This is a genomic window from Stenotrophomonas sp. YJH_SMC_19 (assembly GCF_059367915.1).
Window position 1 is genome coordinate 29,951 of the sequence record NZ_JCAFRI010000008.1, and the last position, 23,872, is coordinate 53,822.

The window sequence follows — 23,872 nt, forward strand, 5'->3', positions numbered from 1 at the left end:
TCGACACACATCCACGCCACGCGTGGATGCGAGCGAAGCGACCCGCTTTTGACTTTGACTTTTCTTTTCTTGATTTTCCGTGGCGGACGCACACGGAAACTGTCAGAGGCCGGGCGGGTGGGCTGCGCAGGGGCGTGAGCCGCATGGGCCCGAGGCATGCCTCGGGCGGGTTGGGCAGGACGCCCAACCCCGGTCTTGCTCGTGTGCGCAGGACTGCGCACACGAGCAAGCGGCGACCGAGCTTACAGGGACGTACTTGCAGCGCCCCCTGCGCAGCCCACCCGCCCGGCCAAACCACGGCTTTTGATCTACGCGACCAATCCCGCCACGAGGGGCTCAGCCGTTGGCCTTCGCCTTCGCCTCGCGCGCGGCCTGCTGCTCGACCAGGGTCAGCGCCACATTGTCACGCAGGTACGCCGGCTCGACCTTCTCCGGTGCAATGGCTTCGCCGCGAGCGAACGCCGGCACCGCCAGTGCCAATACATCCGATGCCCGCGGCAGCGCCGTCGCATCAAAGCCGCGCAGGCCGTTGCCCAGCTGGGTCACCAGTGCCCCCTCGGCTGCACCGAAACCGGTGCCGACACCGTAGGCCGACATCCCTTCCGGCAGCGCAACCGCAGCGGGGGCGCACACGCGCTCGGCATCACGTGCCACCGGCAGGCCGTCTACACGTTCGAAGCGCGCGACATACAGCTCGCCCATCCGTGCATCGATCGCCGACAGGATCTGCGTTTCTTCTGCCGGTGCCCGCAGCGCCAGCACCTGCAGCGTCGAGACCGGCAACAGCGGGCGGTCCAGGGCCAGTGCGATGCCCTGGGCAATGGCGATCGCCAGGCGCACGCCGGTGAACGCACCGGGGCCACGGCTGAGCGCAATGCCGTCCAGCTGGCGGCGGCTGATGCCGGCGTCGGCCAGCAGCGCCTCGGCCCACGGCAGGCTCAGTTCGGCATGCCGGCGCGGGGCGATCTCGAAGCGTTCCAGCACCTGCCCATCGACATGCAGGGCAACGGAACAGGCTTCGGTGGCGGTTTCAAAGGCGAGCAGTTTCATCGGATCGGGTCAGAACAGGGGGAACGTGGCACCGGGCGCCGGCTCGGGGCCGGTCGCAACGGCGGCCGGGGCAGCCGCATCATCGGCCACGGGCGCCCATTGTGGCGTAAAGAAGGCCTGCACATCGGCCAGGCTGCGGGTACGGCGGAATGGCGGCAGTGAATCGAGGAAGATCCGGCCATAGCCACGGTTGAGCAGGCGCGGGTCGCACAATACCAACACACCACGGTCGCTCTCACTGCGGATCAGGCGACCGACGCCCTGTTTCAGCGCAATCACCGCCTGCGGCAGCTGCTCATCGCGGAACGGATTGCCACCCTGGCTGCGGATCGCCTCCAGCCGTGCCTCGTACACCGGATCGTCCGGTGCCGCGAACGGCAGCTTGTCGATCATCACCACGCTCAGCGCCTCGCCCACCACGTCCACGCCCTCGCGGAAACTGGCCGAGCCCAGCAGCACGCCATTGCCCGATTCGCGGAAGCGCTGCAACAGCGTCGCGCGCGGCGCCTCGCCCTGCACGAACAACGGCCATGGCCCGTCGCGCAGTGCCTCGGCGGCCTCGCGCAATGCACGGTGCGAGGCAAACAACAGGAATGCCCTGCCCTGCGATGCCTGCAACACCGGCCGCAGGGTCTGGATCAACGCAGTACCGAAGCCCCGCGCAGCCGGATCAGGCAGGCCTTCGGGCAGGTAGCACAGCGCCTGCTCCGGCCAATTGAACGGACTCGGCTGGACCAGCGTGTGCGGATCGTCCAGGCCCAGGCGGGTGGCGATGTGGTCGAAGCCACCGCCCACGGTCAGCGTCGCCGAGGTGAAGATCCATGCCGCGCGACTGCGTTCGCGATGCTCACGCAACGGGCCGGACACATCCATCGGCGTGCGCTGGCAGCGAAAACCACGTGGCGTGAGCTCGTACCAGAGCACATCAGCGGCAGTGGCGGTTTCCGCCGGGTCGGTATCGAAATCGAGGGCAGGTTCGTCATCGCCCAGCCAGCGGCTGAGCCGCGAGACCGCCTCGCGCGCCCGCGCATGGCAGGCATCCAGGCCCGCCGCGGCTTCGCGCAGCGGCTGCAGTGCCTGCTCCAGCGTCACCAACCCCGCCATCACCGTATCGAATCCATCGCGCACCTGCGGCATCGCCAACGCGCGCCATTGCGTGCCACGCGGCGGCAGTCTCTCCATCGCCGAACGCAGGGCCAGCAGCGCCTGCTGCAACTGGTCGACCGGTTCCTGCAGCGCCGACTGCGCGCCGCCGACGCCACGCGCTTCGGCCAGGCAGTCGCGGCCCAGTTCCTGCCACGGGCGCATGCCGAAACCTTCGCCGAAGAACTGCGCGGCCAATTCGGGCAGCTGGTGTGCCTCGTCGATGACGAAGGCCTGCGCCCCCGGCAGCAGTTCACCGAAGCCATCCTGCTTCAGGGCCAGATCGGCCAGCAGCAGGTGATGGTTGACCACCACCACATCGGCCGCCTGCGCACGCTGCCGCGCGCGCACCACGAAGCAGTCATCCCAGAACGGGCAGTCGGTACCCAGGCAGTTGTCGACAGTGGAAGTGACCATCGGCAGCAGCGGCGAATCATCGGCCAGGCCTTCCAGTTCGGCGATGTCACCGAACTCCGAACGACCGGACCAGGCCAGGATGCGCTGGAACTGCGCCGCCTGTTCGGGGCTGGAAAAACGCGGCTCGCCGCGCGCCTGCTGCAGGCGATAGCGGCACAGGTAGTTCGCGCGCCCCTTCAGCAGCGCACTGCGCAGGCCGACACCCAGCGCCTGGCGCACCCGTGGCAGATCGCGGTGGTAGAGCTGGTCCTGCAGCGCGCGGGTTCCGGTGGAAATGATGGTACGCAGCCCGGACAGCAGCACCGGCACCAGATAGGCAAAGGTCTTGCCAGTGCCGGTACCGGCCTCGGCCAGCAGCAGGTCACGCTGCTGCAGCGCATCGGCGATGGCTTCGGTCAGGTGCAGCTGTGCCGGACGCGGGACGAAGGCATCCAGGTGCGAGGCGAGCGCGCCGCCGTCGCTGAGGGCTTCGCGGCTGGCATGGACAAGGTCGGACATCAGAGGGAAAGGATACCCGGCCGGGCGCTGCCCGGCACCCGTTTCAAGCCAGAGCCGGAGCAACAGCAACGGCAACGGCGGTCATGGCTCTGGGTTGCACGGAGGGCTGGCGGGGAACTGTGGGTTTGCGGGGACGCCGTAGACCCGTCCTTGGGGGCTTGGCCGCGGCATCCATGCCGCGGACACCCCGCAAACCCACAGTCCCCCGCCTTCGACAGTTTCCCGGTGACGGAGGGGACAGACTTCGCAAAGCCGAGCCTGCTCGACTGGCAGCTCAGAAGCGATGGGAGTAACGGGGAAAGAAGAAAAGAAATGGCAGCGAGCGCGCGCAGCGCGCGACCCGCTTTTGATTTTGATCTTGTTCTTGCCTGCGGCCCGCGCGATGTATGGCGGACCGGGTGGGTGGGGCGTGCAGGACCGTTGGCGCCATGGATGGCGCCATCGAGCCCCCAGGGATGGGTTTACGGCGTGTCCTGCACGCCCCACCCACACAGCCCATCACGACCATCCATCAGTGCGAGCGCTTGCCGCAGAGGGGGCAGCGCCCGATGGAGTGGAATACCTCAGTACCGCTTGATCCCCGGCACCGTGCAGCCCTCAATCTGCGCATGCGCCGACACCGCATTCTCCTTCTCGCCCCGCGCCAGGCGCGACTGCTCGATCGTCGCCCAATGCCGGCGGCACAGCGGCCCTGTCTTCGAGCCCAGGTCGACCGCCTTGCGCGCGAACGCCTCCGCCTGCGCCCACTGCCCCTGCAGCAGCGCCAGCTCGGCGCGCTCCTGCAGCACCGCCGGGTCACCAGCGACGATCTCCAGCGCATGGTCCAGGCTGCTGGCGGCACCGGCCAGATCGTTGACCTGGCGTTGTGCCTGCGCGGTCACCCGCAGATCTTCCACCTGCGAGTCACGCAACGGCTGCACCGACAGCTCCTTGTCATCCGGGCCAGCGGCTGCGTCAACTGCGGCCAGGCGCTGCGCCGGCGTGGTGGTATCGACCGGCTTGACCACCGGCGGTGCACTGCTCACGCAGGCGGCCAGGGCCAGGCTGAGGCCGGTCAGGGTCAGGGGCTGCAGCAGGGATCGCATGTTCATCGGCATCATCGGCTCGGGGGAGGAGTGGCGGCGGGCGTCGCGGCAGGTTCGGCAGGCGCTTCCGGCTTGCGGTCCAGGCCGAACCAGCTGCGCCAGCCACCACCCTCGCCTTCGGCCTCGCCCTGCCCGTCCGGCGACACCGCCGGTGCACAGGGCGCATAGGCCGGCGCATAGCCGACCACGAACGGGAAGCGGCGCGCTCCCGGGCAGCCCTCGTCGGTCGTGTTGAGGCCGCTGGCGGCCACCGACTGCCAGTCCAGGCCCTTGTTGCTGACCCGCAGCGGCGCACTGGGAAGACGCTGGAAGATGCCCGACCAGACCCGCATCGCGCCGGTGGCACCGTACAGGCCGGCCTGCTCGTTCTGGTCGTTGCCGATCCAGATCACCGCCAGGTGATCCCCGGTGTAACCGGCATACCAGCTGTCACGACCATCGTTGGTGGTACCGGTCTTGCCGGCCGGCTGCAGGCGGCTGAGGCCATCGGCGTTGAGCCGCTGCGCGGTGCCGCTGGCAACCACCTGCTGCAGGCCGACACTGATCAGGTTGGCGGCAATCGAATCGCCTTCCTGGGCCGGTGCCGGGGTCTTGTCGTAACGCTTGAGCAGCTTGCCCTCCGGATCGAGCACGCCACGCACCGCATGCAATGGCTGGATTTCGCCACCGGACGCGAGGAACTGGTACAGCTGTGCCATCGCGTATGGGCTCTGGTCGGTCGAACCGAGGATCACCGCCGGATTCGCTTCGGCCTTGATGCCGGCCAGCACGTGGATCAGCTGGGTCACACGCTCGGGGCCGACCTGCATGCCCACGCGCACCGTGGCCTGGTTGTAGGAATGCGCCAGCGCGTCGATCAGGCGCACGGTGCCGTGGCTGCGGTTGTCCGCGTTGCCCGGGCTCCAGTTGCGGCCACGGCCGAGCTGCACCGTCACCGGCGAATCGTCGACCCAGCTGGCCAGCGAGTAGCGGTCCGGCTGCGCCAGCGCCAGCAGGTACACGAACGGCTTCAACAGCGAGCCGACCGGGCGCTGTGCTTCGATCGCTCGATTGAACCCCACCTCGGACACCTCACGGCTGCCGATCACCGCCAGCACGTCACCGTTGTGCACGTCGGTCAGCACCATGCCGGCCTGCAGTTCGGGACGGCGCTTGCTTTCCAGCGACTTGATGGTGCGGGTCACCGCGCCTTCGGCATAGGCCTGCGCAGACGGCGACATGCCGGTCATCACGCTCAGCCCGGCGCCCTGCAGCGCCGATTCCGGATAGTCATGGCCGAGCTGGCGGCGAACCAGGTCCACGTAGGCCGGGAAGCGGTTGGCCGCCACCAGGCCCGGCGTCTTGGGCACGCCCAGCGGCGCCTTCAACGCACGCTGGTACTCGGCATCGTCGATCAGCGTCGCCTCATGCAGCTTGCCCAGCACGAAATTACGGCGATCCAGCGCGCGTTCCGGGTTGCGCCGCGGATCGTAGTAGGACGGGCCCTTGACCAGGCCGATCAGCAGCGCGATCTGCTCGGTTTCCAGCGATTGCAGGTCACGGCCGAACCAGAACTCGGCGCCGGAAGACATGCCGTGGATGGCCTGGCTGCCGCGCTGGCCCAAGTACACCTGGTTGAGATAGGCCTCGAAGATGGTGCGCTTGTCGTAGCGCGCCTCCATGATCAGCGCGTACAGCACTTCGTTGAATTTGCGGGTGACCGTCTGTTCCTTGCCGATCCCGAGCAGGCCGCTGCGGGCCAGCTGCTGGGTCAGCGTGGACGCCCCCTGGCGGCTCTGGCCACCGGAACGGACCGTCACCCACACCGCGCGCGCGATGCCGGACAGATCGATGCCGTGGTGACGGTTGAAGTCCTTGTCCTCCACCGCCTGCAGGCCGGTCACCAGCAGGTCCGGCGCCTCGTCCATGCGGATCAGGCGGCGTTCTTCCTGCTTCTGCCCGTACAGGGTGGCAATACGCGCCGGGTCCAGGCGCGCAGCCTTCAGCGCCTTGCGGTTGTCGGCATCACGCAGCGACGCGACCGCACCGTCTGCCAGCGACAGTTCCAGCCGACGCGGTGCGACGCGGCCATCCACATCGTTGTAGCCACGGCTGGAAATGACAAAGCGCCCGCCGTTCACCGCATAGGTCGCCGGCTCCTTGCCCTGCCCGTCATCGCGGTAGGCGGATGCGGCGAGTTCGGTCTTCAGGGTCGCCGCGTCCATCGCCTTGCCGGGTGTGAGCACCAGCGGCCGCGCATATACCCGGGTCGGGATCTGCCAGCGCAGTTCACCGAAGCGCTGGGTCACCTGTTGGTTCAGGTACAGCGTATAAGGGATCAGGAAGCCCAATCCCAACGCGACCGCAGCCATGCTCCAGGTGATCAGGCGACGCCGCCACAGCGGGCTGTCGTCCTGCTGGTCGTCGTCGAAATCGTCGATGTCGTCGGAATCGTAGCGTCGGGGCACGGGCATGCAGGCAGGTAGGGTCTGGCGAGTCTAACGCAGGCGCCGCGGTGGCTGGCAGGCGATGGCCCGCGGTTTCACTGCAGTTCAAGCAGCGCGCGGCGCCCGCCACCCGGCCCACGCGCCCGCAAGCGCTGCCCAGCCCCCTTTCCAGCCGCCCCCCGCCAGGCAGACGTTGGCCAGGCGTGCGATCAACCGCGGCGCATCATGGGCGATCCAGCCTGCCGGCACATCCACGCGGCGATACAGCTGCAGTCGCGACCAGGCCATGCGCCAGGCGAGCGCGTGAAGTCCCTGGAAGCGCTCCGGCGCCACCACCACGCCGCGCTGCCCCAGCAGATCGGCCAGGGCCAGCAGGCGCCCGGCCGTGCGCTGGCGCGCCTGTGAATCGAACAGATCGAGATGGCGCAGGCGTTGCAGGAAACCGCGGCGACTGGCACCGATCTGGTTGTTGCCATGCTGCCGGTAGTCGATGGTCGGTTCGGCCAGCATGTCCAATCCTCCACGCAGCGATGCGTGGACCGCCAGCCATTCGTCGTGGCTCCAGCCCGGCGGGACCGGCAGCGATCCGGCCAGCAGCCCGCGGCGCAGCGCACAGGTGGCACCGGTGATGAAGTTGCGCAGCAGGATCGCGTCGATCGCAAGGCCCGAGCGTTCCAGCTCGACCTCGGCCGGATGGACCACCAGTACCTCCAGCAGCCGCTGGTCAAGCGGCGCGCCCTGCGCGTCCACCAGCCATGCATCGCTGTGCAGCAGCAACAGGCCCTGATCGGCGTGGAAGCGCTCCACGTAGCGGCGGACACGCCCCGGATGCCAGACATCATCCTGGTCACACAGGAACAGGATGTCGGCCTGGCAACGCATCAGTGCATCGGCGAAATTGCGCACATAGCCGAGATTGCGCGCGTGCTGGACGATCTCGACACGGATGCCCAGCGCCTGTGCACGCGGCACGAAGGCCTGCAGCAGCTGCAGCGTCTGGTCGCTGGAACCGTCATCGCCGATCATGACTTCGTTCACCGGAAGATCCTGGTCGAGGATGCTGTCCAGCTGCGCCTGCAGGTAGCGCGCACCGTTGTAGGTGCACAGCGCGACGCCAATGCGCTCGGCAGGGGCCGATCGGGATGGCGCGTCAGGCATCGAACGTACTCGCGGAAACAAGGGCCGGGGGATGGTAGCAGAGCCCCCAAAGAGGATGGATACGATGGCTGGCTAGCCGTTGCCGGGATACGCAGCGATCCGCTGCACGGCCTGGGCCGCGCTCATCGGTCGCCACGTGTCCGCGTCGGGCTGGAACGGCCGCGGATGTACGTCCAGCAGCGCCTGCAGCGGGCCATTGTCCGCAATCAGATCCTGCTGCAGGCGTGACACCGGACCACGCGCCCGCGGCAGCACCGCGGCCAGGCCCCGCAGTGCCGCGCCCGGCAACGGCAGCGCCAATGTCGGCTGTGCCAGACTGGCGTGCACGCGGCGGAACATCGCGTGATAGGGCAGGCGCTCGCCACCGCCGATTTCCAGCACCCGTGCCGACGCTGCACCGGTGGCGATGCAGGCCACCACGGCGCGGGCGATATCGTCGGCATGCACCGGTTGGCGCAGGCCTCCCACCAGCGGAATTGGAAACAGGCGCAGACGCAGCGCACGCTGCACGATCGGGGTGATGCTGCGGTCGATGCCGGCCCCATAGATCAGGGTCGGCCGCAGGATCGTCCAGCCCATGCCAAGACGCTCGGCCTGCGCGATCAGGCCCGCTTCGCCCCGCTGCAGCATCGCCACGACGTCCTGCTCGTCGGCCTGCTCGGAATTCTGCTTGCTCAGCACGCTCATCGAACTGGTGGCGATGACCTGCCGCGCGGGGGCCGCCGTCTGCCGCGACAACCACTGCGCCAATGCTTCAAGGGGGCCGAAGCTGGCAATCGCCTGCCAGTCCGGAGACGGCACGCTGTCCAGCGCAGCTGCCAGGTCCCCGCACAGCCACTGCACGCCGTCCTGTGCCGGTTGCGGTTGCCGGCTCACCGCCTGTACCCGCCCATGCGCCTGCACCAGGCGCGGCAGCAGGAACCGGCCGATCTGGCTGGTGGCTCCGGAAACAAGGACGGTCATCGGCACTCCGTGGGGATGTTGCGAGGGGTGGCTACTATAGCGGTCCCTCCGGCAGCGGCGGGCTCAGGGCGACGACACCCCGATGTCGCGCAGGCGCTGCCGCAACTGCTGGTACTCGCTGCTGGAAGGGCCGACGCCAAGCTCGCCCGCCTGCTGGAGCGCACGTTCGGCAAAGGCGACATCTCCGTTGCCCAATCGTTCGCTGCCAATCGCAATCCAACGCTGCGCGAGGCGCTGGCGGGCCGCAGGCAGGCCGCCGGCGGTGGGAGCCAACGTCTGCCAGGCCTGCAGGCAGGCACCTGCAGCCTGCACCCGGTTCTGCCGGAGGTTGTCGTCGAAACAACGGCGACTGGCAGGCAGCAGGCGCGCGGCCGCGGCCTTCACCCGTGAATCGCGCGGTGCCAGCGCCTGTGCTTCGCGAAGGGCATCGAATGCGCTGTGCCCCGGAGGGCTGATCCATTGGCCTGCGCGCTCGGCGCGTTCGATCCGGCGCAGGTGATCGCGCAGCTCGCGTTCACGCTGCGCGTTGCTCACTGCGGGCTGCTGCAGTGCCTCCCGGGCCTGCCGTGCACGCTGCAGGCGCTGCACCAGTTGCTGTCGTGCCGCCTGCGAAGCGCCCAGTGCTTCGGCCAGCACGGCATCACGCTGCGCCGCCTCGAACTGGAAATCGTCGGCCTGGATCTGGCTTCGCGCCAGCACCGCCTGCAGCACCTGCTCGCGGCCCCGCTGGGCAGTGGGATCGTCCGGCGCCACCGCCAGCACGGCCAGGAACCCCTTTGCGGCACGTTCCAGCTGCTGTCGCTGAAGTGCGCGCTGTGCCTGCCGCAAGCGCTCGTCGACCGCCCGTGCCAGGGCCTCCTGGCTGGCGGGAAGATCGGCGTGGCCTGCATCGAACAGGCGCGCGCGCTGCAACGTCGCAGCGGCTTCAGCCAGTTCCCCGCGTCCGGCCAGCGCGCGCGCATGCTGCAGCAGATCGCTCAGTGCATCCTCGCGCCCCTCCAGAGCGGGCAGGTTGTCCGGCTGCAGTGCCAGAATGCGCTGGAACAGCGGCAACGCACTGCTGTCGCCATCGTCCAGCCGGCCGGCCGCGAACGCATTGCGGGCCTGGGCCAGCAACGCGCCGATACCGGCGCCGGCGCTACGCCGCGCCTGCAGTTGGCGGGCCACGGCGTCGGCGTCGCCCTGCGGCACCTGCAGCTCGCGGGCCAGCGCCAGTGACTGCGCGCTGCCCTCGAGATCGTCGCCCTGCAGCTTGTCGCGGGCCTGCTGCAGTGCTGCCGCGGCGGTTCGTGCAAGGCCCTGGCGCGCCTGCGGCCGATCGCCATCCAGTGCCAGCACCGCCTGGTAGCGCTCCCGCGCACCACTGCCGTCGGCCGCACTCAGCCGGCCGGCGGCGAGCGCGCGATCGCCTTCGACCAGCAGCTGTTCGATCTGCGGCTCGTCCCAGAACCAGTCGGCCAGCGGCTTGCGCAGCAGCACCAGCAGCACGAACACCGCCAGCGCCGCGACCAGCGCCCATCGCCAGACCCGCCGCGCATGACGTGCCTGCAGCCACCACCAGCGGCCTTCGCGGCGGACGCGATCCAGCGCAGGGTGTTCAGCGCCATGCGGGCGATGCGGGGGCTCGCGTTCCATGCGTGCAGGGTAGCCGGGGCGGCGTGAAGCTCAGCCGAGGCGACGCGCCTCGCTCACACCCGGCAGCGCGTCCAGCTTGCCCAGCAGGTTCGACAACTGGTCGTAGTCGCTGACCTTCAGCCTCAGGCGCAGATGGGCACGGCCACTGTTGCGCACGTTGTCACTGTGGATGTCGAGCACGTAGGCGTCTTCCTGGGCGATCAGGTTGGTGATGTCCTTCAGCAGCCAGCGGCGGTCGACCGCATTGACCACCACGTCCACCTCGTAGCCGCCCCCGGCCTGGCCCCATTCCACCGGCAGGATGCGCTGCGGGCTGGTGGCCGCCAGCCGGGCCAGCGCGGCACAGTCTGCCCGGTGCACGGTGACACCACGGCTACGGGTGAGGTAGCCGACGATCGGTTCGCCGGCCACCGGCTGGCAGCAGCGCGCCAGCTGCACCAGCAGATTGCCCACGCCCTGCACCGTGAACTTGGACTTGCCCAGGTTCTCGCGGCGGGCGGTCGGGCGCGGAAGCGCCGGCGCAGGGGCCGGCTGGCTGGCCGCGCGCTCTGCTTCCAGCAGCGTACGGCTGACCTGGTTCGGGCCGGTGTCGCCCAGCGCCACCTGGATGTAGAGGTCGTCAACGCTGTCGGCATGGAACTTCTTCGCCGCCACCGCCAGATCCGAATGCTGCAGCCCCAGGCGCTTCAGCTCGCGCTCGAGCAGTTCGCGCCCGGCCTGCACGTTGCGCGCGCGGTCCAGCTTGTGGAACCAGCTGCGTACCTTTTCGCGCGAGCGGTTGCTGGCCAGGAAGCCCAGCGCGGGCATCAGCCAGTCGCGGCGGGGGTCGGCCTCCTTGCCGGTGAGGATCTCGACACGGTCGCCGCTGCGCAGGCGATAGGTCAGCGGCACGATGCGGCCATTGACCTTGGCGCCGCGACAGCGGTGGCCCACCATCGTATGTACCTGGTAGGCGAAATCGAGCGGCGTGGCCCCCTGGGGCAGGTCCAGCACCTCGTCCTTCGGGCTGAGCGCATAGACCCGGTCCTCGGTCAGCTCGGCGTCGAGTGCCCCGGCCAGTTCATTGCCCTGCCCGTCCTGCGCCTGCTCCAGCAGCTGGCGCATCCAGGTGATCTTGCGATCGAACGACTTTTCCGCGCCCTTGCCGCCTTCCTTGTACTTCCAGTGCGCGGCCACGCCCAGCTCGGCCTGGGAATGCATCTCGTGGGTGCGGATCTGCACTTCGATCGTGCGCCCTTCCGGGCCGACCACGGCGGTGTGCAGCGAACGGTAGTCGTTGGCCTTCGGGCGTGCGATGTAATCGTCGAACTCGCTCGGCACCGGGGCCCACAGCGCATGCACCACACCCAGCGCGGCGTAGCAGGCGGCGACGTCGTCGACCATCACCCGCACCGCGCGGATGTCGTACAGCTGGTCGAACGCCAGCCGCTTCTTCTGCATCTTCCGCCAGATGCTGTAGATGTGCTTGGGGCGGCCACTCACTTCGGCATGGATGCCCTGTGCGGCCAGCTCGCGCGACAGCTGCTTCTTCACGTTCTGCACGTAGCGCTCGCGCGCCACGCGGGTTTCGTCCACTTCGCGCGCGATGCGGCGGTAGGTTTCCGGCTCCAGGTGGCGGAACGCCAGGTCCTCCAGCTCCCACTTCAGCTGCCAGATGCCCAACCGGTTGGCCAGCGGCGCGTGTATGTCGCGGGTCAGCTGCGCCAGCGCCCGGCGCTGCTCGTCGTCCAGCTTGTCGGCAGCGCGCATTCTCGCCAGCTGCCGGGCCAGCAGGATCGGCACCACGCGCAGGTCGCGGATGATCGCCAGCAGCAGGCGGCGCAGGCCCTCGCTGTTGCGCCCGGCCTCGCGGCCAGCATGCAGCGCCCAGACCGGATCGGCGGCGTCCTGGCCGTCGAGCAGGCCGATCACCGCCGCCTTGTGGTTGCCCAGCGGCAGCTGGTCCAGGCTGGCGCGCAGGCCGGGCAGGTCGAACAACAGCGCGGCAACCACCGCGCCTTCGTCGGCCGAGAGCATCGACAGTGCATCGAGGGTATCGCCCAGCACCGACCAGCTGGCGCGCATCTGGTGGTCGCACTCCGGTGCTTCCCAGTGTTCGCGCAGGGCTTGGCGCAGCGGAGCGGGCAGCACCGCGGCGGAGGGACGGTTCAACAAGGCATCCAGGCCGGGGACAGAAGCGCGGTTCACAGCATCGAGCAGGCAAGACAGAGGTTCCTACACTAGCGCCGGCGCCGTTCAGGGACAATCACCGCAGCCACCATCACCCGGCATGAAGACATGCCGCTACACTCGCCGGCAAACCCAGGAGAGTTCCGCCATGCCCTCGATCGCCCCACGTTTCCGTCCACGGCTGCTGGCCTGCGCCGCACTGCTGCTGTCCCTGTCGGCGCCTGCGCTGGCCCAGCGCGTGGTGGACGGTGACCTGCAGCAGCAGATGTCGCCGACCGAATTCAAGGCGGCCGGCCTGGACAAGCTGAGCGCGCAGGAACTGGCCACGCTCAACCGCTGGCTGCAGGGCAAGGTTGAAGCGGCGACGACCCAGGCTGTGGCAGCGGTACGCGAAGAAGCCCGCGAACAGGGCCGCCAGGAAGTGATCGTGAAGAACCGCGGGTTCTTCGATTTCGGCAGCAACGAGCCGATCACCGGCGTGCTGCAGGGCGAGTTCCGTGGCTTCGGCAAGGGCCGCGTCTACGTGCTGGACAACGGCCAGGAATGGGAGCAGACCGACAGCACCAGCGTGGTCGGCGTGCGCAAGCAATCGCCCAAGGTCAGCATCAAGCCCGGCGTGATGGGCGTGTGGTACATGAAGGTGGAAGGCGTGAACAGCCAGCCCAAGGTGCGCCGCTCCAAGTAGTGGATCCACGCCACGCGTGGATGACATCCCACCGTACCCCGCCGGTCATCGTCCGGCGGGGTCGGTCGGGGGTTACGAGGCCTGGCGCAGTGCCGTCACCCGCTGCGCCAGCTTCTTCGCCGAAATGCCGGTACGTGCCCCCAGCTCCTGCGCGAACAGCGACACCCGCAGCTCTTCCAGGTCCCAGCGCAGTGCCTGCCATTGCGGGCGATCGCGCAGGCCCTGCTGCTCTGCCGTTTCCAGCGCTTCCAGGAACGGATGCAGTTCCAGCATGCGTGCCTGGTCACGTGGCGGATCACGCTTGGCGCGTTCGGTGCGCAGGATCATCGCCTTCAGGTAACGCGGATACTGCGCCAGCGCGTCGGCCGGCGTATCGCGCAGGAAACCGGGGTGGATCAGCCCGGACAGCTGCGCTTCCATGTCGTCCAGGTTGCCGCGCGCCCAACCCATCAACGGTGCTTCCAGCATCGGCTTCAGTTCCGCCACCAGCGCCAGGATGGTTTCGGCCAGTTTCAGCCGCGACATGGCCTCGCCGAACAGGGCCTTGGCCGCATGCTCACGGCGCTGTTCGAAGGCCGCCGCATCGCGGATGTCTTCCAGGCCCTCCGCCAACACCGCGTTCATTGCCGCATCCACCAGGTCACCACGCAGGCGCTCCTGCGACTCGATCGCCGCATACAACAGGCCGGTCTTGGCGCCCACCGGCAGCTGCTTGCGCGCCTGCTTGACCTTCTCGGCCAGGGCGATCTCCAGCAGCCGGCGCACGCCCAGCGGGTGAGCCTCCTGTGCCTGCTGCCGATCGGCGAAGATGCGCAGCGCCACGCTGTCACCCTCGTCCAGCAACGCCGGATAGGCCGGAACGCCGGCTTCACCGGGTACCTGCAGCGGTATCGGCATGGCCGGGAACGTGCGCAGGCCATCGGCCGCCATCTCGCGGCCAGCGCGTGCAGCGAAGGCATCGCCGGCACGACCGCCGAATTTCGCGCGCAGTGCGTCCAGATCACGCGAAGTGGCCAGCACCTTGCCCTGCTCGTCGCGCAGCCGCAGGTTCATGTGCAGATGCGGCTCGATCGAACCGGGCTCGAAATCGAGCGCGGTCACGGTGGCACCGGTTGCACGTGACAGGAAACGCGCCAGTTCGCCGGTGATGGCATCGGCGCTGGGCTGCGGAAACGCCTCGTAGAACGCGCGGCCGAAGTCCGGCGCCGGCACGTAATTGCGGCGCATTGCCTTGGGCAGGCTGCGGATCAGTGCCGAGGCCTTGTCGGCGACGAAGCCCGGCGCCAGCCAGCCCAGCTGCACCGGGTCCAATGCATTGAGCAGGTGCAGCGGCACGTCCAGGGTCACGCCGTCATCGTCGGCACCCGGCTCGAAGCGGTAGTGCAGCGGCAACCGCGCCTGGCCCAGCGCCAGGTATTTCGGGTAGCGCTCCTGCTCACTGCCCTCTCCGGGCAGCAAGTCTGCGAGCGACCAGTGCAGCGCCTTGCGCTGTTCCGGTGCCAGTCCCTTCCACCAGGTATCCATCCCCGCCGCCGAATGGATCTGCGGCGGTACCCGGTCCAGGTACCAGCGCGCCTGCCAGTCCTCGTCGGCAACAATGCCGGCGCGGCGCAGCTTGGCTTCCTCCTCGCGGGCGACCTCCAGCACTTTCTGGTTGTCGGCCACGAAACTGGCGCGGGTGTTGATCTCGCCGGTCACCAATGCCTGGCGCACGAAGATGTCATGTGCCTCGCCCGGCGAGATGCGGCCGTAATGCACCGGCTTCTTCGGCGCCAGCACCAGGCCGAACAGGCTGATCTGCTCGGACGCCAGCACCTGCCCCTGTGCGCGCGACCAGTGCGGATCGAAGTGCTTGCGCAGCAGCAGGTGCGGCAGCTCGGCAATCACCCAGTCCGGTTCGATCGCGGCCAGGGTCATGCCCCACACCTTCTGCGTATCCAGCAGGTTGGCCACCAGCAGCCACGGCGGCGGCCGCTTGGACAGCGCCGAACCCGGGAACGGCAGGAAGCGGCGCTGGCGTGGCGCCTGGAAATCGCCCTTCTCGGTGCGGTGGCCGATCTGCGTCGGCAGGCCCGCCACCAGCGCGCGGTGCAGGGTCTGGTAGGCGGCGGCGCGCATGCGTTCGCTGAAACCGCCGCCAACCGGCGCCTGTTCCTTCTGCGCGCGCACGGCCACCGGCGCCGGTGCGGCCTCCGCCTTGCCTTCGCGGGCCAGGCGCGCGGCGCGGTGCAGCTGGCCCCGGGTGGCTTTCACCGCCGCCGCGTCGTCACGCGCCGGTGCCGGCGTACTGCTGCCGGCCAGCAACGGCGCCATCGACGCCTCGCTGGCCTCTTCCTTCCAGCCCAGTTCCTCGCACAGCAGCCGCAGCTGGCGATGCAGCTCGCGCCACTCGCGCATGCGCAGGAAGCCGAGGAAATGACGTCCGCACCAGTCGCGCAGCTTGGACTGCGTCAGGTCTTCATGGGCCTGCCGGTAGGCATCCCACAGGCGCAGCACGCCAACGAACTCGGAGCGGCCATCGGCGAACTGCGCGTGCGCGCTGTCGGCCGCACCACGCGCTTCGGGTGGGCGTTCGCGCGGGTCCTGGATGCCCAGGAACGAGGCGATCACCAGCATCGGCCGCAGGCAGCCTGCGGCCTGCGCGGCCACCAGCATGCGCGCAAGCTTCACGTCCACCGGCAGGCGTGCCATCTGCTTGCCGATGGTAGTCATGCGCCGCTCGGCATCGATCGCGCCCAGTTCGGTCAGTTGCTGCCAGCCATCGGCCACCGCACGCTCGTCCGGCGCTTCCAGGAACGGGAAATCCTCGATGCGGCCCAGGCCCAGCTGCAGCATGCGCAGGATCACCCCGGCCAGGCTGGAGCGGCGGATCTCTGGATCGGTGAATTCGGGCCGCGCCTGGAAATCGGCTTCGGCGTACAGGCGGTAACAGATGCCCTCGGCGATACGTCCGCAGCGACCTTTGCGCTGGTTGGCGCTGGCCTGCGAGATCGGCTCGATGTGCAGGCGGTCCAGCTTGTTGCGCGGGCTGTAGCGCTTGACGCGGGCGAAACCCGGATCGACCACGTAACGGATGCGCGGCACCGTCAGCGAGGTTTCGGCCACGTTGGTGGCCAGCACGATGCGCCGGTTCGGCCCGGGGTTGAACACCCGGTCCTGGTCCTGGTTGGACAGGCGCGCGTACAGCGGCAGCACCTCGGTATTACGGTACTTGCGCCGTTCCAGCGACTGGTGCGCATCGCGGATCTCGCGCTCGCCCGGCAGGAAGATCAGTACGTCGCCGCGCGCATCCAGGCGGGTGATCTCGTCAATGGCCGACACGATGGCGTCGTTGACGGTGCGTTCGCCCTGGTCTTCGCCCTCGCCTTCCAGCGCGCGGTAGCGCACTTCCACCGGATAGGTACGGCCTTCGACGCTGATCACCGGCGCATTGTCGAAATGCTGGGCGAAGCGCTCGGTGTCGATGGTGGCCGAAGTGACGATCAGCTTCAGGTCCGGGCGCTTGCGCAGCAGCTGCTTCAGGTAGCCCAGCAGGAAGTCGATGTTGAGGCTGCGTTCGTGCGCCTCGTCGACGATGATCGTGTCGTAGTTCGACAGCCAGCGGTCACTGGCGATCTCCGCCAGCAGGATGCCGTCGGTCATGAACTTGATTCGGCTGTCTTCGCTGACCTTGTCGTTGAAGCGCACCTGGTAGCCCACCAGCTGGCCCAGTTCGCTCTGCAGCTCCTGCGCCACGCGGCTGGCCACCGCACGTGCGGCAATCCGTCGCGGCTGGGTGCAGCCGATCATGCCGGCCTGGCCACGGCCGGCGGCCAGGCACAGTTTCGGCAGCTGGGTGGTCTTGCCCGAGCCGGTTTCACCGGCGATCACCACCACCTGATGTTCGCGGATCAGCCCGATGATGGCGTCGGCTTCACGCGCAATCGGCAGCTGCGGGTCCAGAGTAATGGACGGCTGCTGTTGCGCCCGCACCTGCCGGCGCTGCACCGACGCCTGCAAGGCCTGCTCGAAGGTGGCGGCCAGTGCCGCATCCTGTGGCTTGGCCTGGCAACGCGAGAGCATCCCCAGCAAACGGCCCCGGTCGCGGCTCATGGCGCCGTCGATGGCGGCACGCTGTTGGCGCAGGCGGGGCGATGGATTTTTTTCGATAGAGTTCATCAATCGGTTCGTTCAAAACTTTGAAAGCGACCAGTCATCACGACCGGTTTATTGTGAAGGCCAACGATTCCACAAGGAGGAACCCCATGGCGAAGACCAAGAGCACGACCAAGGCCAAGACCGGCAAGCAGAAGCTTGCTGCGGCGGCACCGTCGGCACCGAACATCGATATCGGGATCACCCAGGGCGACCGCAAGAAGATCGCCGACGGTCTGTCGCGCTTCCAGGCCGATGCGTTCACGCTCTACCTGAAGACGCACAACTTCCATTGGAACGTGACCGGGTCGATGTTCAACTCGCTGCACACCATGTTCGAGACGCAGTACACCGAGCAGTGGGCGGCACTGGACGACGTGGCCGAGCGCATCCGCGCGCTGGGCTTCAATGCCCCGGGCTCCTACCGGGAATTCGCTGCGCTGACCTCGATCGCCGAGGAACCGGGCCTGACCGACAGTGCGGACTGGCGTGAAATGGTACGCCAGTTGGTGGTCGCCAACGAAGCAGTCTGCCGTACGGCGCGTGAAGTGCTGGAGGTGGCGGCCAAGGGTGACGACGCCCCGACCGAGGATCTGATGACCCAGCGGCTGCAGACACACGAGAAGTACGCCTGGATGCTGCGTTCCCTGCTCCAGTAAGGGTTGGGGGTATTCGGCAGGGCTGCGCCCTGCACCCGCAGAGGCCTTAAATCAAAGGCCAGAGCCAGAGCAGAAGCTGGTTTCCTGAGGGTTGGCGGGGTGGATCCGGTGGCAGGGGACGCCGTAAACCCGTCCTTGGGGGCTTGGCCGCGGCATCCATGCCGCGGACACCCCTGCCACCGGCCCCACCCCGCCTTCGACAGTTTTCCGCGATCTGCCAGCAAAGCCAGTGGGGTCGGATCCGTTTTCCGCAGGAAAACGGATCCGACCCCATTTTGTTTGTCGATATCTGACAGATTTCATCCACGCATGGCGTGGATGGATCCACCGTCACCGGGAAACTGTCGGGGGTGGGGCTGTGTGGGCTTGCAGGACCGTTGGCGCCATGGATGGCGCCATCGAGCCCCCAAGGACGGGTTTACGGCGTGTCCTGCAAGCCCACACCGCCCCGCCCAGCCAGAAGACACCCCAGAGCCGGCTGTTGCCTTTGACGTTGCTCTGGCTTGTAGCAGGTGCAGGGCGCAGCCCTGCCGACTCCCCCGCCGGGGTAAACTAGCCGGATGGCTTCCCGTCCCGCGCACGACCTGCTCCAACGCGTCTTTGGTTACGACGATTTCCGTGGTCCGCAGCAGGACATCGTGGAGCATGTGGCTGCCGGTCATGATGCCCTGGTACTGATGCCCACCGGCGGTGGCAAGTCGCTGTGCTACCAGGTCCCGGCCCTGCTGCGTGACGGATGTGGCATCGTCATCTCGCCGCTGATCGCGCTGATGCAGGACCAGGTCGAAGCCCTGCGCCAGCTCGGCGTGCGTGCCGAGTACCTGAATTCAACCCTGGATGCCGAGACCGCCGGCCGCGTCGAGCGCGAACTGCTCGCGGGTGAGCTGGACATGCTCTATGTCGCTCCCGAGCGGCTGCTGACCGGCCGCTTCCTGTCGCTGTTGTCGCGCAGCCAGATCGCCCTGTTCGCCATCGACGAAGCCCACTGCGTGTCGCAGTGGGGCCACGACTTCCGCCCGGAATACCGCCAGCTGACCGTACTGCACGAGCGCTGGCCGCAGATCCCGCGGATCGCGCTCACCGCCACCGCCGACCCGCCGACCCAGCGCGAGATCGCCGAGCGCCTGGATCTGCAGGAAGCACGCCACTTCGTCAGCTCCTTCGACCGCCCCAACATCCGCTACACCGTGGTGCAGAAGGACAACGCGCGCAAGCAGCTGACCGATTTCCTGCGCGGCCACCGTGGCGAGGCCGGCATCGTCTACTGCATGTCGCGGCGCAAGGTCGAGGAGACCGCTGAATTCCTCTGCGGCCAGGGCTTCAACGCCCTGCCCTACCACGCCGGCCTGCCGCCGGAAGTGCGCGCGAACAACCAGCGCCGCTTCCTGCGCGAGGACGGCATCGTCATGTGCGCCACCATCGCCTTCGGCATGGGCATCGACAAGCCGGACGTGCGCTTCGTGGCGCATACCGACCTGCCCAAGTCGATGGAAGGCTACTACCAGGAAACCGGCCGCGCTGGTCGTGATGGTGAAGCTGCCGAGGCCTGGCTGTGCTACGGCCTGGGCGACGTGGTACTGCTCAAGCAGATGATCGAACAATCCGAGGCCGGCGAAGAACGCAAGCAGCTGGAGCGGGGCAAGCTCGATCACCTGCTGGGCTACTGCGAATCCATGCAGTGCCGCCGCCAGGTGCTGCTGGCCGGTTTCGGCGAGACCTATCCCCAGCCGTGCGGCAACTGCGACAACTGCCTGACGCCGCCGGCCTCGTGGGACGCGACCATTCCGGCGCAGAAGGCACTGAGCTGTGTCTACCGCACCGGCCAGCGCTTCGGCGTCGGCCACCTGATCGACGTCCTGCGTGGCAGCGAGAACGAGAAGGTGAAGCAGCAGGGCCACGACAAGCTCAGCACCTACGCCATCGGCCGCGATCTGGATGCGCGCACCTGGCGCAGCGTGTTCCGCCAGCTGGTCGCCGCCAGCCTGCTGGAAGTGGACAGCGAGGGCCACGGTGGCCTGCGCCTGACCGATGCCAGCCGTGACGTGCTGACCGGCCGCCGCCAGATCAGCATGCGCCGCGACCCGGCCAGCAGCACCAGCGGACGCGAGCGCAGCGCGCAGCGCACCGGGTTGTCGGTACTGCCGCAGGACCTGGCACTGTTCAACGCCCTGCGCGGCCTGCGTGCCGAACTGGCGCGCGAACAGAACGTGCCTGCCTTCGTGATCTTCCACGACAGCACCCTGCGCAACATCGCCGAGCAGCGCCCGACCAGCCTGGATGAACTGGCCCGGGTCGGCGGCATCGGCGGCACCAAGCTGAGCCGCTACGGCCCGCGCCTGGTCGAGATCGTGCGCGAAGAAGGCTGACGCCGCGCTCCCTGTAGCACCGAGCCCACGCTCGGCTGCCGTGGCCGCAGAAGCAGCCGAGCGCGGGTTCGGCTCTACATTGGTGCAGGTCCAACCTTGAACCGACCATTCAGCCGGAAGTGCATCCACGGCCGCTTGCGGCTAGATTAGCGCCATGTCCCTCGCCTCGACCCTGCTCCGTGTCGTGCTCATGCTCAGCCTGCTGCTCAACGGGCTGAACGCGGCCATGGCCAGCGGTCACGAGGAAATGGGCCGGATGACCCACGCGGCAGCCGCCCTTGAAGGCGGCAATGCCGACTGCCACCACCACGCCGCCATGCAGGCCGATCAGGCCCCGCAGGCCAAGGCCCCCGCCCACGACGCCCACTGCCAGATCAAGGACTGCGTGCGCAGCTGCGCCCAGCACCCGCTGCTGGTGGTGCAGGCGTTGCCGTTCATGGCCGGCCCGGCGTTGTCGCTGGCACCGCAGCCGATGCCGGCCACCGGCCGCCCGTCGCCGCCGCTGCCGCCGATCTCACGCCCTCCCATCGGCTGATTCCACACGTACTGTGCGCCCTGCGCACCGGGGCCGGCGGCCTGCCGGCGTCTTTCCGTGTCTGGAGTCTCCACCATGAATACCCGCAATCTCCCCGGTCCGGGCGCTGTGCCCATGCCGTCGCGCCGCCTGTTCGTGCAGGGCCTGGCCGCCGGTGGCGTGGTCGCCGGCATCGCCGCTGTCGGCGTGCCGCAACGCGCGCTCGCCGCCGCCACTGCCGCCCCACGGCTGGCCGGTGCCCCCGCCGTGCTCAGCGATACCCGCATCGAACTGGCCATCGGCGAATCGCTGGCCAATTTCACCGGCCGCACCCGCCCGGCGATCACCGTCAACGGCTCGTTGCCGGCCCCGATCCTGCGCTGGCGCGAAGGCCAGACCGTGGACCTGTTCGTGCGCAACACGCTGGAACGCCACCCGACCTCCATCCACTGGCACGGCATCCTGCTGCCGGCCAACATGGACGGCGTGCCGGGCCTGAGCTTCAACGGCATCGGCCCCGGCGAAACCTACCACTACCACTTCCAGCTGAAGCAGTCGGGCACCTACTGGTACCACAGCCACTCGATGTTCCAGGAACAGGCCGGCCTGTACGGCGCGCTGATCATCGACCCGGCCGAACCGGCGCCGTACCACCACGACCGCGAGCACGTGATCATGCTGTCGGACTGGACCGACATGGATCCGGGCGCGCTGTTCCGGCGCATGAAGAAGCTGGCCGAGCACGACAACTACTACAAGCGCACCCTGCCCGACTTCCTGCGCGACGCGAAACGCGACGGTTGGTCCGCGGCGCTGTCCGACCGTGGCATGTGGGGCCGGATGCGGATGACGCCCACCGATATCTCCGATATCAACGCGCATACCTACACCTACCTGATGAACGGCACCGCCCCGGCCGGCAACTGGACCGGCCTGTTCCGCAGTGGCGAAAAGGTGCTGCTGCGCTTCATCAACGGCGGGTCGATGACCTACTTCGACGTGCGCATCCCCGGTTTGAAGATGACCGTGGTGGCCGCTGACGGCCAGTACATCCACCCGGTCAGCATCGACGAATTCCGCATCGCTCCCGCCGAAACCTACGACGTGCTGGTCGAACCCACCGGCCAGGATGCGTTCACCATTTTCTGCCAGGACATGGGTCGCACCGGCTACGCCGCCGGCACGCTGGCCGTACGCCACGGGCTGCAGGCACCGATTCCCGCGCGCGACCCACGCCCGTTGCTGACGATGAGCGACATGGGGCACGACATGGGCAGTAGTGGCCATGGTGGCCACGACATGGCCGCGATGAAGAGCACGGAAGGTAGCTGCGGCGCCAGCATGGGCCACGGTGCGCACGGCGGCGGTGCCGCCAGCAAGGTACCGAAGCATCCGGCCAGCGAGCGCAACAACCCGCTGGTGGACATGCAGAGTTCGGCCACCGAGCCGAAGCTGGACGACCCTGGCATCGGCCTGCGCGACAACGGCCGCCAGGTGCTGACCTACGGCGCGATGCGCAGCCTGTTCGAAGACCCGGATGGCCGCGAGCCGAGCCGCGAGATCGAGCTGCACCTGACCGGCCACATGGAGAAGTTCTCCTGGTCGTTCGATGGCGTCCCGTTCGCCAGCGCCGAGCCGCTGCGGCTGAACTACGGCGAGCGCATGCGCATCGTGCTGGTCAACGACACCATGATGCAGCACCCGATCCACCTGCACGGCGTGTGGAGCGATCTGGAAAACGCGCAAGGTGAGTTCCAGGTCCGCAAGCACACCATCGACATGCCGCCGGGTACCCGCCGCAGCTATCGCGTGCGCGCCGATGCACTCGGCCGCTGGGCCTACCACTGCCATCTGCTGTACCACATGGAAGCGGGCATGATGCGCGAAGTGAGGATCGAAGAATGAGCCGCTCACTGCTTTCCCCCAGCCTGCTGGCCCTGGGCCTGACCGCCGCGTTGCCGGTGTTCGCGCAGTCGCACGCCGGCCATGACATGGGCGCGATGAACGTGCCTGCGAAGAGCGCGAAGACCCCGGCCGAACCGGTCGATCATTCAAGGATGGATCATTCGGAGATGGACATGGGTGCGGCGGATCAGGCCGGCATGGACCACTCCACGATGGACCACTCGAAGATGGACCATGGCACGATGCAGCCAGCGGCGATGGACCATTCGCAGATGGACCACGGGGCGATGGGCCACGGCACGCCTGCACCCACCGAACCGCGCGAACCGATCCCGGTCCCCACCGATGCCGACCGCGCCGCCGCCTTCCCGCCGATCGCGCATGGCGCGATGGAACACGCGCCGGAGATCAACAGCCTGCTGCTGATCGACCGGCTTGAGCATTGGGATGGCAAGAGCAGCAACGGCCAGGCATGGGAGGCCACCGGCTGGGTCGGCGGCAACATCAACCGCCTGTGGCTGCGCACCGATGGCGAACGCAGCCGCAGCCGCACCGAGTCGTCATCGCTGGAAGCACTGTATGGCCGCAGCGTGTCGCCGTGGTGGGACGTGCTGGTCGGTGTGCGCCAGGACTTGCGCCCGGCCGACTCGCGCACGTGGGCGGCCATCGGCATCCAGGGCCTGGCGCCGTACAAGTTCGAGAGTTCGGCCACGCTGTACCTGGGCTCCGGCGGCCAGGTGCTGGCCAAGGCCGAGGTCGAGTACGACGTACTGCTGACCAACCGCCTGATCCTGCAGCCGCTGCTGGAAGCCACCGTTGCGGCCAAGGATGAACCGGAGTACGGCATTGGTCGCGGACTGAACAAGGTCGAAGCCGGGCTGCGCCTGCGCTACGAGTTCAGCCGTCGCTTCGCGCCCTACATCGGCATCAGTCACGAACGCAGTTTTGGCGACACCGCCGACTATGCCGGTGACCACGCGCGCGACACGCGCTGGGTGGCCGGCGTGCGCATGTGGTTCTGAGCAGCGGATCGTGAGCAATGGCCAGCCCCGGCAGCCGCCGGGG

Annotated in this window: 15 protein-coding genes; 6 read left to right on the top strand and 9 right to left on the bottom strand. The window is 68.3% G+C overall.

The window, feature by feature from the left end:
- Positions 1-336 precede the first annotated feature (336 nt).
- The 8 genes from tsaB to AC5P5R_RS10570 all read right to left on the bottom strand — a co-directional run bounded on the left by tsaB (position 337) and on the right by AC5P5R_RS10570 (position 12,562).
- On the bottom strand, positions 337-1,050 hold the full coding sequence (tsaB, locus tag AC5P5R_RS10535) for a tRNA (adenosine(37)-N6)-threonylcarbamoyltransferase complex dimerization subunit type 1 TsaB (protein WP_099481727.1): 714 nt from the start codon (positions 1,048-1,050) through the stop codon (positions 337-339).
- Between the two features lie 9 nt (positions 1,051-1,059).
- A complete protein-coding gene (gene yoaA, locus AC5P5R_RS10540; protein WP_049460210.1) occupies positions 1,060-3,108 on the bottom strand; it encodes a DNA repair helicase YoaA in 2,049 nt (682 codons plus the stop codon).
- A gap of 563 nt (positions 3,109-3,671) precedes the next feature.
- On the bottom strand, positions 3,672-4,208 hold the full coding sequence (locus AC5P5R_RS10545) for a hypothetical protein (protein WP_080052382.1): 537 nt from the start codon (positions 4,206-4,208) through the stop codon (positions 3,672-3,674).
- Positions 4,205-6,640, bottom strand: coding sequence for a penicillin-binding protein 1B (mrcB, locus tag AC5P5R_RS10550; protein WP_100438361.1), 2,436 nt, complete (start codon positions 6,638-6,640; stop codon positions 4,205-4,207). Before mrcB ends, AC5P5R_RS10545 begins: the two co-directional genes overlap by 4 nt.
- A gap of 84 nt (positions 6,641-6,724) precedes the next feature.
- Positions 6,725-7,777 (bottom strand): glycosyltransferase family 2 protein, encoded by a 1,053-nt coding sequence (locus AC5P5R_RS10555; RefSeq protein WP_100438347.1) that lies wholly within the window; start codon positions 7,775-7,777, stop codon positions 6,725-6,727.
- Positions 7,778-7,849: 72 nt separating this feature from the next.
- Positions 7,850-8,740, bottom strand: a complete 891-nt coding sequence (locus tag AC5P5R_RS10560) for an SDR family oxidoreductase (RefSeq protein ID WP_005414259.1) — start codon at positions 8,738-8,740, stop codon at positions 7,850-7,852.
- A 63-nt stretch (positions 8,741-8,803) separates the two neighbouring features.
- Positions 8,804-10,375 carry a hypothetical protein gene (locus AC5P5R_RS10565; RefSeq protein ID WP_100438348.1) on the bottom strand — a complete coding sequence of 524 codons (1,572 nt, stop codon included), beginning with the start codon at positions 10,373-10,375 and terminating at the stop codon, positions 8,804-8,806.
- 30 nt (positions 10,376-10,405) lie between these two features.
- A complete protein-coding gene (locus tag AC5P5R_RS10570) occupies positions 10,406-12,562 on the bottom strand; it encodes a bifunctional (p)ppGpp synthetase/guanosine-3',5'-bis(diphosphate) 3'-pyrophosphohydrolase (RefSeq protein ID WP_043035705.1) in 2,157 nt (718 codons plus the stop codon).
- 130 nt (positions 12,563-12,692) lie between these two features.
- Between AC5P5R_RS10570 and AC5P5R_RS10575 the strand changes: the two genes are divergently transcribed.
- A complete protein-coding gene (locus AC5P5R_RS10575) occupies positions 12,693-13,229 on the top strand; it encodes a hypothetical protein (RefSeq protein ID WP_012481055.1) in 537 nt (178 codons plus the stop codon).
- 72 nt (positions 13,230-13,301) lie between these two features.
- On the opposite strand, the gene hrpA is transcribed toward AC5P5R_RS10575, so the two are convergent.
- Complete coding sequence (gene hrpA, locus AC5P5R_RS10580) at positions 13,302-17,387, bottom strand: ATP-dependent RNA helicase HrpA (protein ID WP_100438349.1); 4,086 nt, start codon at positions 17,385-17,387, stop codon at positions 13,302-13,304.
- A gap of 86 nt (positions 17,388-17,473) precedes the next feature.
- Here hrpA and AC5P5R_RS10585 point away from each other — a divergent pair, with 86 nt between their 5' ends.
- The 5 genes from AC5P5R_RS10585 to AC5P5R_RS10605 all read left to right on the top strand — a co-directional run bounded on the left by AC5P5R_RS10585 (position 17,474) and on the right by AC5P5R_RS10605 (position 23,829).
- Positions 17,474-18,022, top strand: a complete 549-nt coding sequence (locus AC5P5R_RS10585) for a Dps family protein (protein ID WP_005410730.1) — start codon at positions 17,474-17,476, stop codon at positions 18,020-18,022.
- A gap of 560 nt (positions 18,023-18,582) precedes the next feature.
- Positions 18,583-20,388 carry a DNA helicase RecQ gene (gene recQ / locus AC5P5R_RS10590; RefSeq protein WP_005410733.1) on the top strand — a complete coding sequence of 602 codons (1,806 nt, stop codon included), beginning with the start codon at positions 18,583-18,585 and terminating at the stop codon, positions 20,386-20,388.
- Between the two features lie 154 nt (positions 20,389-20,542).
- On the top strand, positions 20,543-20,923 hold the full coding sequence (locus tag AC5P5R_RS10595) for a CopL family metal-binding regulatory protein (RefSeq protein ID WP_044570737.1): 381 nt from the start codon (positions 20,543-20,545) through the stop codon (positions 20,921-20,923).
- A 75-nt stretch (positions 20,924-20,998) separates the two neighbouring features.
- Positions 20,999-22,807 (top strand): copper resistance system multicopper oxidase, encoded by a 1,809-nt coding sequence (locus tag AC5P5R_RS10600; RefSeq protein ID WP_100438350.1) that lies wholly within the window; start codon positions 20,999-21,001, stop codon positions 22,805-22,807.
- A complete protein-coding gene (locus AC5P5R_RS10605) occupies positions 22,804-23,829 on the top strand; it encodes a copper resistance protein B (RefSeq protein WP_164281664.1) in 1,026 nt (341 codons plus the stop codon). The genes AC5P5R_RS10600 and AC5P5R_RS10605 overlap by 4 nt, the downstream gene beginning before the upstream one ends.
- Positions 23,830-23,872: the final 43 nt, after the last annotated feature.

What these genes read in the sequence shown, in the direction of transcription:
- tsaB (WP_099481727.1), bottom strand. Translation starts at nt 1,050, where the DNA reads ATGAAACTGCTCGCCTTTGAAACCGCCACCGAAGCCTGTTCCGTTGCC.
- yoaA (WP_049460210.1), bottom strand. Translation starts at nt 3,108, where the DNA reads ATGTCCGACCTTGTCCATGCCAGCCGCGAAGCCCTCAGCGACGGCGGC.
- AC5P5R_RS10545 (WP_080052382.1), bottom strand. Translation starts at nt 4,208, where the DNA reads ATGATGCCGATGAACATGCGATCCCTGCTGCAGCCCCTGACCCTGACC.
- AC5P5R_RS10555 (WP_100438347.1), bottom strand. Translation starts at nt 7,777, where the DNA reads ATGCCTGACGCGCCATCCCGATCGGCCCCTGCCGAGCGCATTGGCGTC.
- AC5P5R_RS10560 (WP_005414259.1), bottom strand. Translation starts at nt 8,740, where the DNA reads ATGACCGTCCTTGTTTCCGGAGCCACCAGCCAGATCGGCCGGTTCCTG.
- AC5P5R_RS10565 (WP_100438348.1), bottom strand. Translation starts at nt 10,375, where the DNA reads ATGGAACGCGAGCCCCCGCATCGCCCGCATGGCGCTGAACACCCTGCG.
- AC5P5R_RS10575 (WP_012481055.1), top strand. Translation starts at nt 12,693, where the DNA reads ATGCCCTCGATCGCCCCACGTTTCCGTCCACGGCTGCTGGCCTGCGCC.
- hrpA (WP_100438349.1), bottom strand. Translation starts at nt 17,387, where the DNA reads ATGAACTCTATCGAAAAAAATCCATCGCCCCGCCTGCGCCAACAGCGT.
- AC5P5R_RS10585 (WP_005410730.1), top strand. Translation starts at nt 17,474, where the DNA reads ATGGCGAAGACCAAGAGCACGACCAAGGCCAAGACCGGCAAGCAGAAG.
- recQ (WP_005410733.1), top strand. Translation starts at nt 18,583, where the DNA reads ATGGCTTCCCGTCCCGCGCACGACCTGCTCCAACGCGTCTTTGGTTAC.
- AC5P5R_RS10595 (WP_044570737.1), top strand. Translation starts at nt 20,543, where the DNA reads ATGTCCCTCGCCTCGACCCTGCTCCGTGTCGTGCTCATGCTCAGCCTG.
- AC5P5R_RS10600 (WP_100438350.1), top strand. Translation starts at nt 20,999, where the DNA reads ATGAATACCCGCAATCTCCCCGGTCCGGGCGCTGTGCCCATGCCGTCG.
- AC5P5R_RS10605 (WP_164281664.1), top strand. Translation starts at nt 22,804, where the DNA reads ATGAGCCGCTCACTGCTTTCCCCCAGCCTGCTGGCCCTGGGCCTGACC.